This is a genomic window from Nocardia acididurans (assembly GCF_016741815.1).
Lineage (GTDB): Bacteria > Actinomycetota > Actinomycetes > Mycobacteriales > Mycobacteriaceae > Nocardia > Nocardia acididurans.
On the sequence record NZ_JAERRJ010000005.1, the window covers coordinates 282,350 to 297,045 of the forward strand.

General features: G+C 66.6%; 11 protein-coding genes. 4 read left to right on the forward strand and 7 right to left on the reverse strand.

Features of this window, described 5'->3' with window-relative positions:
* Window positions 1-13: 13 nt before the first annotated feature.
* The gene (locus JK358_RS14450; RefSeq protein WP_201947799.1) at window positions 14-532 is read right to left on the reverse strand and encodes a hypothetical protein; all 519 of its coding nucleotides are present in this window, start codon (window positions 530-532) and stop codon (window positions 14-16) included.
* A 139-nt stretch (window positions 533-671) separates the two neighbouring features.
* Between JK358_RS14450 and JK358_RS14455 the strand changes: the two genes are divergently transcribed.
* The gene (locus tag JK358_RS14455; protein WP_201947801.1) at window positions 672-1,346 is read left to right on the forward strand and encodes a TetR/AcrR family transcriptional regulator C-terminal domain-containing protein; all 675 of its coding nucleotides are present in this window, start codon (window positions 672-674) and stop codon (window positions 1,344-1,346) included.
* Here the strand turns inward: JK358_RS14455 and JK358_RS14460 are convergent.
* On the reverse strand, window positions 1,322-1,855 hold the full coding sequence (locus tag JK358_RS14460; RefSeq protein WP_201947803.1) for a CGNR zinc finger domain-containing protein: 534 nt from the start codon (window positions 1,853-1,855) through the stop codon (window positions 1,322-1,324). The two genes, JK358_RS14455 and JK358_RS14460, sit on opposite strands and share 25 nt — an antisense overlap.
* A 38-nt stretch (window positions 1,856-1,893) precedes the next feature.
* Here JK358_RS14460 and JK358_RS14465 point away from each other — a divergent pair, with 38 nt between their 5' ends.
* From JK358_RS14465 to JK358_RS14475, 3 genes are all read left to right on the forward strand, one after another.
* The gene (locus tag JK358_RS14465; protein ID WP_201947805.1) at window positions 1,894-2,847 is read left to right on the forward strand and encodes an EamA family transporter; all 954 of its coding nucleotides are present in this window, start codon (window positions 1,894-1,896) and stop codon (window positions 2,845-2,847) included.
* A 225-nt stretch (window positions 2,848-3,072) separates the two neighbouring features.
* The gene (locus tag JK358_RS14470) at window positions 3,073-3,768 is read left to right on the forward strand and encodes a DUF8020 domain-containing protein (protein WP_201947808.1); all 696 of its coding nucleotides are present in this window, start codon (window positions 3,073-3,075) and stop codon (window positions 3,766-3,768) included.
* Window positions 3,769-3,919: 151 nt separating this feature from the next.
* Window positions 3,920-4,582 (forward strand): DUF8020 domain-containing protein, encoded by a 663-nt coding sequence (locus tag JK358_RS14475; protein ID WP_201947811.1) that lies wholly within the window; start codon window positions 3,920-3,922, stop codon window positions 4,580-4,582.
* On the opposite strand, the gene JK358_RS14480 is transcribed toward JK358_RS14475, so the two are convergent.
* From JK358_RS14480 to JK358_RS14500, 5 genes are all read right to left on the reverse strand, one after another.
* Complete coding sequence (locus JK358_RS14480; protein ID WP_201947813.1) at window positions 4,557-5,024, reverse strand: hypothetical protein; 468 nt, start codon at window positions 5,022-5,024, stop codon at window positions 4,557-4,559. The two genes, JK358_RS14475 and JK358_RS14480, sit on opposite strands and share 26 nt — an antisense overlap.
* A gap of 121 nt (window positions 5,025-5,145) precedes the next feature.
* Window positions 5,146-9,099 carry a DNA-directed RNA polymerase subunit beta' gene (locus tag JK358_RS14485; protein WP_201947816.1) on the reverse strand — a complete coding sequence of 1,318 codons (3,954 nt, stop codon included), beginning with the start codon at window positions 9,097-9,099 and terminating at the stop codon, window positions 5,146-5,148.
* A gap of 92 nt (window positions 9,100-9,191) precedes the next feature.
* A complete protein-coding gene (rpoB, locus tag JK358_RS14490; protein ID WP_201947819.1) occupies window positions 9,192-12,677 on the reverse strand; it encodes a DNA-directed RNA polymerase subunit beta in 3,486 nt (1,161 codons plus the stop codon).
* Window positions 12,678-13,165: 488 nt separating this feature from the next.
* Entirely contained in the window at window positions 13,166-13,900 is a 735-nt protein-coding gene (locus JK358_RS14495; RefSeq protein WP_201947821.1) for a hypothetical protein, read from the reverse strand.
* 12 nt (window positions 13,901-13,912) lie between these two features.
* Complete coding sequence (locus JK358_RS14500) at window positions 13,913-14,671, reverse strand: hypothetical protein (RefSeq protein ID WP_201947825.1); 759 nt, start codon at window positions 14,669-14,671, stop codon at window positions 13,913-13,915.
* Window positions 14,672-14,696 lie beyond the last annotated feature (25 nt).

Here is a 14,696-nt window from a genome sequence, read left to right on the forward strand (position 1 = left end):
TCGTTGTTTTCGATCAGGCGAAGGCGAGGACGGCGAGACCGATGAGCGCGCCGCCGAAGACGAGGGTGTTGCGGGTCTTCTGCAGGGTCCAGGTCCAGTTCGGGAAGCCGGATTCGGCGACCTGGATGAGGGTGCGGACGTCGATGCGGGCCAGTTCCGGGTCGTTCTTCTTGGCGAAGGCCGCGGTCACCGACTGCACGGCGGTCAGGTTGCTGTAGACGATGACGCTGTTGCCCAGGAACAGCAGCGCCATGACGACCCAGTTGACCGGGCGCATCCAGTCGAATCCGGCGAGGTTCAGGCCCGCCATGACGATCAGGATGGCGGCGATGCCGCCCGGGGCCCACCACTCGTGGCCGCTGGCGTCGAAGCGCATGCCGTTCTCGCGCAGGGCCGTGGTGCGCACGCCCTGGCGGGCCAGTTCGCCTTCGGCCTTGGCCATGGCGGCGGTGCCGTAGCGGTTGCGGACGAACGGCATGGACAGGAAAGCGGCGGCGGCGACCAGTTCGACGGTGGCGATGACGGCGTTCATTTCGGTTCTCCTCTGGCGGCGGGGCTGTTCGCGCCCCGCTTGAACTAAGTGCAAGAAGAACGTACATCGCCACTTGAACTAAGTGCAAGAGTTTTCTTGAACTTTGTGAAAGTCGCAGGTGAGGGCCTATGGTGAGGCCATGCCCCGCGAGACGCTCACCCGCGAACAGATCATCGGCACCGCCATCGCCCTCCTCGACGAGGAGGGATTGGACGGGTTGAACATGCGCAGCCTCGGCAAACGACTCGACGCCGCGGCGACCGCCATGTACTGGCACGTGAAGAACAAGGACAACCTGGTACGGCTGGCCACCGACGAGGTGTGGAGCGAGGTGGAACTACCCGAGCCGGGCGAGGATTGGCGCGTGGCGGCCGAGGCCATGGCCACCAGCATGTACTCCATGATCACGCGGCATCCGTGGATGATTCAGGTGCAGTCGGGATATCTGGTCTACGGCCCCAACAAGTCTCGGCACGACGATCGTGCGCTGGAGATCTACGAGCGAGCCGGATTCGACGACGTGGAAGCCGATCAGGCCATGGCCACCGTCTTCATGTTCGTACTCGGCAACGCGGCGGGGGCGGCGGCCAACGTCTCACTCAACCGGCGGCTCGGGCGCAAGGGCGCGGACCCGGAAGCCCAACTGGCACAGGCAATGTCGGAGGCCACCGAGATAGCCATGCACTACCCCCGACTGCGCACCCGCATCGAGCGCGCCGCCGCCACCGAATACAACGCCGCGCCCGACAACAGCTTTCAGTTCGGCCTGGACACCCTGCTGAACGGGCTTCAGGACCGGTTGCGGGCGCGGTAGGCCGCCACGGCATTGCGATTGCCGCAGGCGGTGGAGCAGTAGCGGCGAGATCTGTTGCGGGACAGGTCGAGCACGATGCCCGCACAGGTGTCGTCGGCGCAGATGGCGAGCCGGCTGAGCTCGTCGGCGCGGATCAGGTCGATCATGGCCATGGCGATCTCCACCTCGATGCGGACCGCGAGCGGGGCCTCCGGGGGGACGGCGTGGATGTGATAGCCGAGGTGGTCGTGGGTGACCAGCTGGGGGACGGCGCGATGGCGGCGCAGGATCTCGTTGACGAGGAGCACCGCGGCGTCGCGGTCACTGGTGAGCAGGCGGCGCAGGGGCGCGCGGGTGGCGCGTACCTCGGCGAGCTCGGCGGCGGTGCGGTCGTGCGCGCCGGTATAGCCGTGCCGTTCGAAAAACTCTGCCAGCTGGTCGATCTCGGTCAGGGTGTCCGGCTGCTCCGCCGAATTCACCAGCTCCACCGCGGCGGCCATGGCCGCTTCGGTGTCATGAGCAAAAGTCATGTTGACATATTACACACACAGCCTTAGCGTCATTAGTCATGGCGACGATGACTCATGACACCGCGGTGCGGGGGCGGCTGCGCAACGGATTGATCGTCGCGGTGGTGTCCGCGTCGTCCTTCGGACTCTCGGGCGCGCTCGCACGCGGGCTGATGAACGCCGGATGGAGTCCCGCCGCGGTGGTCTCGGTGCGGGTGCTCGTGGGCGCGGCGGTACTGCTGCCGTTCGCGCTCGTGCAGCTGCGCGGCGAATGGAATGTGCTGCGCCGCAACGCCTCCCTGATCCTGGCGTACGGGATCGTGCCCGTCGCGGGCACGCAGCTCGCCTACTTCAACGCGGTCGCCCATCTTCAGGTCGGCGTCGCGCTGCTGGTCGAGTACACCGCGCCCATCGCGGTCGTGGGCTGGATGTGGCTGCGGCACCGGCAGCGGCCCGGCGCGGCCACCATCGCCGGCGGGCTGGTCGGACTGATCGGGCTCGTACTCGTACTGGATCTGAGCTCGGGCGTCAGCACCAACGGCGTCGGCATGCTGTGGGCGCTGGCCGCGATGGTCGGCGCGGCAGCCTATTTCGTGCTCTCCGCCAAGGGCGAGGGCGCGATCCCCGGCACCGTGCTCGCGGCGGGCGGGCTGCTGGTCGGCGGACTCACCCTGCTCGTGGCGGGCGCGATCGGCATCGTGCCCATGCGGGCCACCGCGAATCCCGTTGCGTTCGAAGGGTTCACCACGCACTGGTGGGCGGTGGTCCTGCTGTTGGGCACCGTGACCGCCGCACTGGCGTACGCCTCCGGCATCATCGCCGCCCGCCTGCTCGGCTCCCGCATGGCCTCCTTCGCCGCGCTCACCGAGGTGCTCGCCGCCGTCCTCTTCGCCTGGGCGCTACTGGGCGAGGCTCCCCACCTCATCCAGTTGCTCGGCGGCGCACTGATTCTCATCGGCGTCGTGGCGGTCCGGCTCGGCGAACCCGAAACCGCCGCGCACGGCGAGTCGTAGCGATTCGCGGGCACAGTAGCGACTCAAGGGCACAGTAGCGACTCACGGGCACACCGGATCACAGGGACTCGGGTCATCCGAAGGCCCGGTCCCATCCCGGACACCTGACAAGCCCCCTAATCCTCGGCCTATATGTGCCGACAGGGTTCCGCTATGGCAGTGCCCCGGGTAACTTTTCGTCCGGAAACTCCGGGCCGCGCGGCCCCGCGAAGCGAGGACATCTCCATGGGCATGACCAGAACCATTGCGCCGGTGCTCTTCTGCCTGGCCGCGACTACCACCATCTCGGCGACCACCGCCACCGCCGAACCGGCTGCGGCCGAACAGCAACCCGGCCTCCGGATCAGCGGCACCGATCACGGCGTCGACTTCGACACGGCCGTCACCGACGACCTCCGCGCCACCGTGAGCACCCTCCAGTCCGGTCGCTTCCTCGCCACCTGGGACGGCGAGACCGTCCTCGTCACCAATGACTCCGGCCTCGAAATCGCCACCGTCCCACTGAAATACGATATCGCGGGCAAGTCCGTCGCGGTCGCCCCGGAAATCACCGACGACGGCCGCCGCCTCACCCTGACCCCCATCGGCGAATCCCCGGTGCCGCTGCGCGATATCAACGCCCAGCAGCGGTTCTTCGACGTCGTCATGGCCAACGGTCCGGCCGTGCTCGGCGGGGCCGCGCTCGGCGCCGCCGTCGGCTTCCTGCTCGGGTTCCCCGCGGGCCTGTTCATCTTCGACATCTTCACCATCCCGATCACCACCGTGGTGGGTATCTTCGTGGGCGCGGCCATCGGCCTGCAGCAGAGCGGCGGCCAGGAGGCGGTCGAGGCGACCCTCGCCTACGCCGAGAGCGTCGTCCCCGGCGCGTCCGATGCCATGCGCCCCGCCTTCGACGCCCTGCCCCCGGCCCCGGGTCGCTGACCGCACGGCAACCACCGAGCTATACCCGGCACCCTCGCGCTGTAACCCGCATCCCATCTCGGCCGCGGGAATTCCCCTTCCGCAGCCCGCCTGGGTACGTTCGTCCCGACAATCCGGGCCGACGTGCCCAGCACCGCGAGGGGGCAGTTCCATGGGTACGACCAAATCCGTTGCGCCGGTACTGCTCTGCCTGGCGGCCGCGACCACCCTCGCCGCCACCCCCGCCGCGGCGGCTCCCGCGACCACCGACTCCGCTCCGCAGTCGTCGCTGCGCCTGCGCGGCACCGATCACGGCGTCGCCTTCCAGACGGCAGTTACCGACGACCACCGCGCCACCGTGAGCACCCTCCAGGCGGGCCGCTTCCTCGCCACCTTCGACGGCCAGGCCGTCCTGGTCACCGACGAGGCCGGCCTCGAAATCGCCACCGTCCCACTGCGATACGACGTAGCGGGCAAGACCCTGGCCGTCACCCCCGAGATCGCAGACAACGGCCGCCGCCTCACCCTCACCCCCATCGGCGAATCCGACACCCCCGTCCGCGACATCAACGCCCAGCGGCGCTTCTTCGACGCGGCCGCCGCCACCGTCCCCGGCATCCTCGGCGGCGCCGCCATCGGCGCGGCCATCGGCTTCCTGATCGGTTTCCCCGCAGGGCTTTTCATCTACGACTTCATCAGCGTCCCGATCACCACCGTCCTCGGCGCGATCATCGGCGGCGTGATCGGCTTCAACCAGTCCGGCGGCCAAGCAGCCATCGACGCCGGCCTCGCCTACGCCGACTCCCTCGCTAATCCAGGAACGTCGCCGAAATGAGCGCCTGACTCCCCGTCGTGTAATACCAGTTCCCCGTCATCACGGGCTGCGTATTCAACACGATCGTGTGCCCCGCCCCCGGCCCGGATGTCAACCCCCACAACCCATTCGGATACCCCACGGCAGCACTGACGCTCCCATCCGACCACGCGAACCGCCCCGAGGACAACGCCCCGAACCCCAGCCACGGCACCTCGGCGGAGAACTGCCCACTCTCGATCCCCGGCAGCAACGAACTCCGGCACTCCCACACCCCCGCCTGCCGCCACACCGTCTGCCCGGCGCTTCCCGTCCCCGGCATCAGCTGCCCCGTCAGCACATCCCCCTTGAAGCACCCACCCAGCGAATCCTTCGCTGGTTCAGCGGCACTCACCCCGGCGACCACACTCGACACGGCGATGCCGCACAGCAGGGCAGTGAATGTACGACGACGAGCAGGCATGCCAACTCCTCCGCGCGGATGTCACAGCGTCCAGCCAGGATAACTCCGGTGTTGCTCCCATAGACGACAATCGCCCCCGCTCCGTATCGGAGCGGGGGCGATGTGGTTCTAGCTCAACCGGTTACCGGTAGTCGCTGAAGCCGTAGTCGTCGAGCGGGACCGCGGCACCGGTGGTGGTGCCGAAGCCGTCCGGGGTGTAGTAGGTGTCGTCGTAGGACGGCACCGCGTACGCGGCCTGACGGGCTTCCTCGGTGGGCTGCACCTGGATGTTGCGGTAGCGGTTGATACCGGTACCGGCCGGGATGAGCTTACCGATGATCACGTTCTCCTTCAGGCCGATCAGCTTGTCGGAGCGGCAGTTGATCGCGGCGTCCGTGAGCACGCGGGTGGTCTCCTGGAAGGAGGCCGCCGACAGCCACGAATCGGTCGCGAGCGACGCCTTGGTGATACCCATGAGGACCGGACGACCCGAGGCGGGCTCGCCACCCTCCGCGACCACGCGGCGGTTGGCGGACTCGAACTCGGCGCGCTCCACCAGCGAACCCGGGAGGAACTCGGTCGCTCCCGAATCGATGATGGTGACGCGGCGCAGCATCTGGCGGACGATCACCTCGATGTGCTTGTCGTGGATGGACACACCCTGCGAGCGGTACACCTCCTGGACCTCGTGCACGAGGTGGATCTGCACCTGACGCGGGCCCATCACGCGGAGCACCTCGTGCGGGTCGGCCGAGCCCTCGAGGAGCTGCTGGCCCACATCCACGTGGTCACCGTCGGCGAGCAGACGCTCGGAACCGTCGTCGTGCTTGAACACCCGCAGACGCTGACGCTTCGACAGCTTGTCGTAGAGCACCTCTTCCGAACCGTCGTCCGGAATGATGGTGATCTTGTAGAAGCGGTCGTCGTCCTCGAGCCGCACGCGACCCGAGACCTCCGCGATGGGGGCCTTGCCCTTGGGCACACGAGCCTCGAAGAGCTCCTGCACGCGGGGCAGACCACCCGTGATGTCGTCACCCGCGACACCACCCTGGTGGAAGGTACGCATGGTCAGCTGGGTACCGGGCTCACCGATGGACTGCGCGGCCACGATACCGACGGCCTCGCCGATGTCGACCAGCTTGCCGGTCGCCATGGAGCGGCCGTAGCAGGTCGCACACACGCCGGTACCGGTGGTGCAGGTCAGCACGGAGCGGACCTTCACCTCGGTGATGCCGGCCTCGAGCAGCGCCTCCAGGGCGGGATCGCCCAGGTCGTGGCCCTTCTCGACGACGACGTTGCCGTTGGCGTCGATCGCGTCGGTGGCCAGCGTACGAGCGTAGGTGCTGGTCTCGACGTGCGCGTCCCGGATGAGCGAGCCGTCGGCCTGCTTCTCCGCGATCGGCACGACGATGCCGCGCTCGGTGCCACAGTCGGTCTCGCGCACGATGACGTCCTGCGACACGTCCACCAGACGACGGGTCAGGTAACCCGAGTCGGCGGTACGAAGCGCGGTGTCGGCCAGACCCTTTCGCGCACCGTGGGTGTTGATGAAGTACTCGAGAACGGTCAGGCCCTCACGGAACGAGGACTTGATCGGCCGCGGGATGAACTCACCCTTCGGGTTGGTAACCAGGCCCTTCATACCGGCGAGGGTACGAGTCTGGGTGAAGTTACCGGTCGCGCCCGAGTCGACGATCGTGATGATCGGGTTGTCGGCCGGGTAGTGCGCGCGCAGCGCCTTACCGACCTCTTCCGTGGCCTCCTGCCAGATCTTGACCAGGGCGTTGTTGCGCTCCTGGTGATCGAGCGCACCACGCTGGTACTTCTTCTCGATCTGATCCGACTGCGCCTCGTAGCGCTCCATGATCTCCGCCTTCTCCGGCGGAACGAGTACGTCCGACATGGAGACGGTGACACCGGAACGGGTGGCCCAGTAGAAGCCCGCGTCCTTCAGCTTGTCGACGGTCTGCGCCACGACGATCATCGGGTACCGCTCGGCGAGATCGTTGATGATCGCCGCCTGACGCTTCTTCGGCATCGGCTCGTCGATGAACGCGTAGTCCGCCGGGAGCAGATCGTTGAAGATCACACGGCCCAGGGTGGTTTCGGCAGTCCAGGCGTCGCCGCGCTGCCAGCCCTCGGGGAACAGGACCGCTTCGATTTCCTTCTGCGGACGCTGATCGGTCAGGCGCACCTTGATCTTCGAGCGCACGGTGAGCTCACCGCGGTCGACGGCCATCTGCGCCTCGGCCGGCGAGGAGTACACGCCGAACTCGGCCTCGTCCTTGGTGGCGGCCCGGTACTCGCCCTTCGCGCCCTCTTCGAGGCGGGTCAGGTAGTAGAGACCGGTCACCATGTCCAGACGCGGCATGGCGAGCGGACGACCCGACGCCGGCGACAGGATGTTGTTCGAGGACAGCATCAGGATGCGGGCCTCGGCCTGCGCCTCCGCCGACAGCGGCAGGTGCACGGCCATCTGGTCACCGTCGAAGTCGGCGTTGAACGCCTCACACACGAGCGGGTGCAGCTGAATGGCCTTACCTTCGACCAGCTGCGGCTCGAACGCCTGAATACCCAGGCGGTGCAGCGTGGGCGCACGGTTCAGCAGCACGGGGTGCTCGGAGATGACCTCTTCGAGGACGTCCCACACCTGCGGCCGCTGCCGCTCGACCATCCGCTTGGCGGACTTGATGTTCTGCGCGTGGTTGAGATCCACCAGACGCTTCATGACGAACGGCTTGAACAGCTCGAGCGCCATCAGCTTCGGCAGACCACACTGGTGCAGCTTCAGCTGCGGACCGACGACGATAACCGAACGACCGGAGTAGTCGACACGCTTACCGAGCAGGTTCTGACGGAAACGACCCTGCTTGCCCTTGAGCAGATCGCTCAGGGACTTCAGCGGGCGGTTACCCGGACCGGTGACCGGACGGCCACGACGGCCGTTGTCGAACAGCGCGTCCACCGACTCCTGCAGCATGCGCTTCTCGTTGTTCACGATGATCTCGGGCGCACCGAGGTCGATGAGGCGCTTCAGGCGGTTGTTGCGGTTGATGACGCGGCGGTACAGGTCGTTCAGGTCGGAGGTCGCGAAGCGGCCACCGTCCAGCTGCACCATCGGACGCAGCTCCGGCGGGATCACCGGCACGGCGTCGAGAACCATGCCCATCGGCGAGTTGCCGTTGGTCTGGAACGCGGCGACGACCTTCAGGCGCTTCAGCGCGCGAAGCTTCTTCTGGCCCTTGCCCGTGCGAATGGTCTCGCGCAGGTTCTCGGCCTCGGCCTCGATGTCGAAGGTCTCCATCAGCTTCTGGATCGCCTCGGCGCCCATGTGGCCGGTGAAGTACTCGCCGTACTCGTCCTGCAGCTCGCGGTAGAGGGTCTCGTCCACGATCAGCTGCTTGGGAGCCAGCTTGGTGAACGTGGTCCACACCTCGTCGAGGCGGTCCAGCTCACGCTGGGCGCGGTCGCGCAGCTGACGCATCTCGCGCTCGCCGCCGTCCTTCACCTTGCGGCGGACGTCGGACTTGGCACCCTCGGCCTCGAGCTCGGCCAGGTCGGCCTCGAGCTTCTGGGCGCGCGCCTCGAGATCGGCGTCACGCTGATCGGCGACGGTCTTCTTCTTGACGTCCATCTCCGCCTCGAGGGTGGAGAGTTCGTTGTGGCGCAGCTCGTCGTCCACCGCGGTGATGACGTACGCGGCGAAGTAGATGATCTTTTCCAGATCCTTCGGCGCGAGGTCGAGCAGGTAGCCCAGTCGCGACGGCACACCCTTGAAGTACCAGATGTGCGTGACCGGGGCGGCCAGCTCGATGTGGCCCATCCGCTCACGACGCACCTTGGCACGGGTCACCTCGACGCCACAGCGCTCGCAGATGATGCCCTTGAAGCGGACGCGCTTGTACTTACCGCAGTAGCACTCCCAGTCCCGGGTGGGACCGAAGATCTTCTCGCAGAAGAGGCCGTCCTTCTCCGGCTTCAGCGTGCGGTAGTTGATGGTCTCCGGCTTCTTGACCTCGCCGAAAGACCAGTTACGAATGTCTTCGGCGGTCGCCAGGCCGATCCGGAGTTCATCGAAGAAGTTGACGTCTAGCACGTAACTTCCTTTCCCCTGTTCGGGTTGAGTATGAGCAAAAGTTCAAAATCCGTTGCCCCGCAGCGTCTCTCGACGCTGCGGGACCGATCGCTCTACTGCGCCAGGTCGTCGACCGTCGCAGCCTCGTTGCGGGACAGGTTGATACCCAGGTTCGCCGCGGCACGCTCGAGGTCTTCGTCATCGCCGTCGCGCATCTCGATGGCAGCGCCGTCCGAGGACAGCACCTCCACGTTGAGGCACAGCGACTGAAGCTCCTTCAAGAGCACCTTGAACGACTCCGGAATACCCGGCTCCGGAATGTTCTCGCCCTTCACGATCGCCTCGTAGACCTTCACGCGGCCCACGACGTCGTCGGACTTGATGGTGAGCAGTTCCTGCAGGGTGTAGGCAGCGCCGTACGCCTGCATGGCCCAACATTCCATTTCACCGAAGCGCTGACCACCGAACTGCGCCTTACCACCCAGCGGCTGCTGCGTGATCATCGAGTACGGACCGGTCGAACGCGCGTGGATCTTGTCGTCGACCAGGTGGTGCAGCTTCAGGATGTACATGTAGCCGACGGCCACCGGGTACGGGAACGGCTCGCCGGAACGGCCGTCCAGCAGGATCGCCTTGCCGTCGTCGTTGATCATCCGCTCGCCGTCGCGGTTCGGCAGGGTCGAGCCCAGCAGACCGGTCAGCTCTTCCTCACGCGCACCGTCGAACACCGGGGTGGCGATATTGGTGTCGGCTTCCTGACCGAGCATCTCCTCGGGCAGGTTCTTGGCCCAGTCGGGGGCGCCCTCGACCTGCCAGCCGGTCTTGGCGATGTAGCCCAGATGGGTTTCCAGCACCTGGCCGATGTTCATACGACGCGGCACACCGTGGGTGTTCAGGATGATGTCGACCGGCGTGCCGTCCGGGAGGAACGGCATGTCTTCCTGCGGGAGGATCTTGCCGATGACGCCCTTGTTGCCGTGGCGACCGGCGAGCTTGTCGCCGTCCTGGATCTTGCGCTTCTGCGCGACGTAGACGCGCACCAGCTCGTTGACACCGGGGGGCAGATCGTCGTCGTCCTCGCGCGAGAACACGCGCACGCCGATGACCTTGCCGGACTCGCCGTGCGGCACCTTCAGGGAGGTGTCGCGAACCTCGCGGGCCTTCTCACCGAAGATGGCGCGCAGCAGGCGCTCCTCGGGGGTCAGCTCGGTCTCGCCCTTCGGGGTGACCTTGCCGACCAGGATGTCGCCGTCGCGAACCTCGGCGCCGATGCGGACGATGCCGCGCTCGTCGAGGTCGGCCAGGACCTCGTCCGACACGTTCGGGATGTCGCGGGTGATCTCCTCGGCACCGAGCTTGGTGTCGCGAGCGTCGATCTCGTGCTCCTCGATGTGGATCGAGGTGAGCACGTCCTCTTCCACGAGGCGCTGCGACAGGATGATCGCGTCCTCGTAGTTGTGGCCCTCCCACGGCATGATTGCCACGAGCAGGTTCTTGCCGAGCGCCATCTCACCGTTCTCGGTGCAGGGGCCGTCGGCCAGCACGTGACCGGCCTCCACGCGGGTGCCCTCGTCCACGATCGGACGCTGGTTCGCGCAGGTGCCCTGGTTCGAGCGCTCGAACTTGCGCAGGCGGTACGAACGGCGGGTGCCGTCGTCGTGCATGACGGTGATGAAGTCGGCCGAAACCTCTTCCACCACACCGGCCTTCTGGTTCACGACCACGTCGCCGGCGTCGACGGCGGCGCGCAGCTCCATACCGGTGCCGACCAGCGGCGACTCGGAACGGATCAGCGGCACGGCCTGACGCTGCATGTTCGCGCCCATGAGGGCACGGTTGGCGTCGTCGTGCTCGAGGAACGGGATCATCGCGGTCGCGACCGACACCATCTGGCGCGGCGAGACGTCCATGAAGGTCACCTCGGCCGGGGAGACGTACTCCATCTCCTCGTTGCCCTTGCGGGCGAGCACCTTGGCCTCGATGAAGTTGCCGTCGGCGTCGACCGGCGAGTTGGCCTGGGCGCGGACCTCGCGGTCCTCCTCGTCGGCGGTGAGGTACTTGACCTCATCGGTGACGCGGCCGTTCTCGACCCTGCGGTACGGGGTCTCGATGAAACCGAACGGGTTCACCCGGGCGTAGACCGAGAGCGAACCGATCAGGCCGATGTTCGGGCCTTCCGGGGTCTCGATCGGGCACATGCGGCCGTAGTGCGACGGGTGGACGTCACGGACCTCCAGGCCGGCGCGCTCACGCGATAGACCACCCGGACCCAGCGCCGACAGACGACGCTTGTGGGTCAGACCCGAGAGCGGGTTGTTCTGGTCCATGAACTGCGACAGCTGCGAGGTGCCGAAGAACTCCTTGATCGCCGCCACGACGGGACGGATGTTGATCAGGGTCTGCGGCGTGATGGCCTCGACGTCCTGGGTGGTCATGCGCTCACGCACGACGCGCTCCATACGCGAGAGACCGACGCGGATCTGGTTCTGGATGAGCTCGCCCACGGTGCGCAGACGACGGTTGCCGAAGTGGTCGATGTCGTCGACCTCGACCGGAACCTCGGAGCCGCCGGGCACCGTCATATGGCGATCGCCCTGGTGCAGACGGACCAGGTACTCGATCGTCGCGACGATGTCTTCCTTGGTCAGCACGGAACCGGTGACCGGCTTGTCCAGGTTGATGCCGAGCTTCTTGTTGACCTTGTAGCGGCCGACGCGAGCCAGGTCGTAGCGCTTCTCCTTGAAGAACAGGTTCTCCAGCAGGGTCTGCGCGGACTCCTTGGTCGGCGGCTCGCCCGGACGCAGCTTGCGGTAGATGTCGAGCAGCGCCTCGTCCTGACCCGGGGTGGAGTCCTTCTCGAGGGTGGACATCATGATCTCGGAGAAGCCGAAGCGCTCCACGATCTCTTCCGACGTCAGGCCCAGGGCCTTCAGCAGCACGGTGACCGGCTGCCGGCGCTTGCGGTCGATGCGCACGCCGACGGTGTCGCGCTTGTCGACGTCGAACTCCAGCCACGCGCCACGCGACGGGATGACGCGCACGGAGTGCAGCGTCTTCTCGGTGGACTTGTCGATGGAATCGTCGAAGTACACACCCGGCGAACGGACCAGCTGCGAGACGACCACGCGCTCGGTGCCGTTGATGATGAACGTGCCCTTGTCGGTCATCATCGGGAAATCACCCATGAAGACCGTCTGAGACTTGATCTCACCGGTGTTGTTGTTGATGAACTCCGCGGTGACGAACAGCGGCGCCGCGTAGGTCATGTCCTTGTCTTTGCACTCCTCGATCGAGGCCTTGACCTCTTCGAAGCGCGGGTCGGAGAAGGACAGGGACATGGAGCCCGAGAAGTCTTCGATGGGGGAGAGTTCCTCGAGCACCTCCTCGAGTCCTCCGACCGGGCTGACGTCGCCGCGCGCTGCCGCGCGCTCCCGCCAATCCGCTGCACCGACGAGCCATGCGAATGATTCGGTTTGTAGATCGAGAAGACCCGGCACCTCGAGAGGCTCACGAATCTTCGCGAAAGACACCCGCTTCGGGGCTCCGGGAATACCGGCCTTGGTCTGGGTGGAGACTGCCAAGATGCGTCCTTCCAGCACCTCACGCGCGTCGCGTGGTGGTCCGCGACCGTCGCTTGTCTGCTACGAATTCCGCTGGTAGCAACCCGAACGAAACCCGAACAGCAAACAGCGGAAGTAACACCGGAAGGTGGAACTTTCGTCGATGCGAACAAGGTATGGACAGGAGGCAGCCAGCGCAACGTCCAAAGGTACACCCAAACCTACGGGGGTGTCAAAGTACCACCCGTGGCGAGCCTCGGCGGGCTAACGCGCCGAAGTGTGTCGTGGCGATGTTCACACCGTCTGCCGACCGGCTTTGCGTCCGCTGGCTGCGTCCCGTGAAGGCCGTGTCGGCGTCTGATCCCCTGTGACAGCCGCCGCTGTTGTGAATAGCGTGACGGCTTTGGCGAAAGTCGTCAAGTGGCGGTTGGAGTTGACAAAACCCGAGATCGCCTGTCCTACAGCAAGATCACTGTGTGACGTCGCGGAATGTGCGCCGGACGTCTGCTCGCCGGCGATCCCGGGACCTATTTGTCGGCGATCTCCGAGGCCAGCCAGCGGCCGTCGACCTTCTGCATGCGCAGCAGGATCGGCCCCGCGACGAAGGGGGAGGGCTTGCCGTCCTTCACCGTGACCACGTTCAGGTTGACCAGCAGTTCGGCGCGATCGCCGGTGAGCAGGGTGACACCGGTGGGGTCCGTGGTGACCTGGGTGTTGGTCTGGGTCTGCTTGATGGTGTCGACCGTGGTGCCGAGGTATTTCTCGAACTCCTGGGCCAGCTGGGGGGTCAGAACGGTGGCCACATCGGCCTTCCAGCGATCCTTGTCGATCTTCTCGGCCTCGTAGGCGTAGAGGGTCTGCAGGGCGTGGTCGGCGGCGGCCTTCACCTCGTCGGTGGCGGCATTGTCGACGAAGGCCCGGTTGGTGTCGTCGACGCCGGGGCGCAGCGCGCCCATGATCGCGACGGCGGCCAGCGCGACGGCTGCGGCGGCGCACAGGATGGGGGTGCGCCAGGATTGCCAAACGCCTTCGGCGGGAGCGGATTTCGGCTTCTCCGTGCGAACGGGAGCCGATTTCCCGGCCTTCTCCGCGCGCTTGGCCTTCTTCATCGACACCGGGCTCGGGCGGGTCGAGGACGACGGGCGCTCGGCGGTGGCTTCGGTGGAACGGACGTCGGCGGCGGTGGTGCGGGTGTTCGCACCGCGCTGGGACGCGGGACGGCGCTGCGGAGTGGCGCGATTGACGGGGCGGCGATTTGCCATGATCACGCCTTCCTAGTTGCCGGGCTGCTCGGTGGCCGGTTGGCCGTTCGGTTGCTGTGGGGCCGTCGAGCTCAGGACGACCGGGTTGGCCACCTGCTGCACCTGATCGGCCTTCCAGACGCCGTCGCTCTTCACCACGTCCACGGCCCAGGTGTAGCGGAAGTCGGTGGTGCTGGACTTGTCCGGGGCGGATTCGGTCACCTGGAACACGATCAGCGTGGACGCCTGGTCCTTCTCGGAGTTCAGCGTGGTGAGCGCGCCGCCGATGATCTTCGACGCCACATTCACATTGGCGTCGACGACCTTCTGCTTGAGCTGCGCCTCGTTCTTCGTGGAGGAGTCGAGCAGATCGCCCGTCATCGACGAGCGGGCCAGCGACAACGAGCCGTCCACATCGCTCAGATTCATCGAGGTGATGTTGATGGCGGCCTGCTGCGCGGCGGCCAGCGCCTCGTCGCGGGCCTCGGCGCGCGGGCGGTCCTGGAGCAGTCCGCCGACGATCCAGGTGCCGCCGAACCAGGCCGCGGCGACCGCCGCCACGACCAGCAATGCGATCGAGCCGAGCGTCACCGCCTTCCGCGTGTCCAGGCCGGCGGAACGCTCGGCCGGGCCGGAGTGTTCTTCGGCCGGGTCGGCGGGTTTCACCTCGGACGCGGGCTTCGCGGTGGCCTCGCCAGCAGGGGCGCTCGCATCGGTGTGGGTCTCCGGGGTCGGCTCCGCGGCCGGCTTCTCGAGGCCCACCTTCTGTTCGCTGTCCTTTTGCTGACTCACGCGGCCACCATACTTTCCGCTCCTC

Excerpts from the sequence above, each read along its gene's own strand:
- JK358_RS14450 (WP_201947799.1), bottom strand. The coding sequence starts at position 532 with ATGAACGCCGTCATCGCCACCGTCGAACTGGTCGCCGCCGCCGCTTTC.
- JK358_RS14455 (WP_201947801.1), top strand. The coding sequence starts at position 672 with ATGCCCCGCGAGACGCTCACCCGCGAACAGATCATCGGCACCGCCATC.
- JK358_RS14460 (WP_201947803.1), bottom strand. The coding sequence starts at position 1,855 with ATGACTTTTGCTCATGACACCGAAGCGGCCATGGCCGCCGCGGTGGAG.
- JK358_RS14465 (WP_201947805.1), top strand. The coding sequence starts at position 1,894 with ATGGCGACGATGACTCATGACACCGCGGTGCGGGGGCGGCTGCGCAAC.
- JK358_RS14470 (WP_201947808.1), top strand. The coding sequence starts at position 3,073 with ATGGGCATGACCAGAACCATTGCGCCGGTGCTCTTCTGCCTGGCCGCG.
- JK358_RS14475 (WP_201947811.1), top strand. The coding sequence starts at position 3,920 with ATGGGTACGACCAAATCCGTTGCGCCGGTACTGCTCTGCCTGGCGGCC.
- JK358_RS14480 (WP_201947813.1), bottom strand. The coding sequence starts at position 5,024 with ATGCCTGCTCGTCGTCGTACATTCACTGCCCTGCTGTGCGGCATCGCC.
- JK358_RS14495 (WP_201947821.1), bottom strand. The coding sequence starts at position 13,900 with ATGGCAAATCGCCGCCCCGTCAATCGCGCCACTCCGCAGCGCCGTCCC.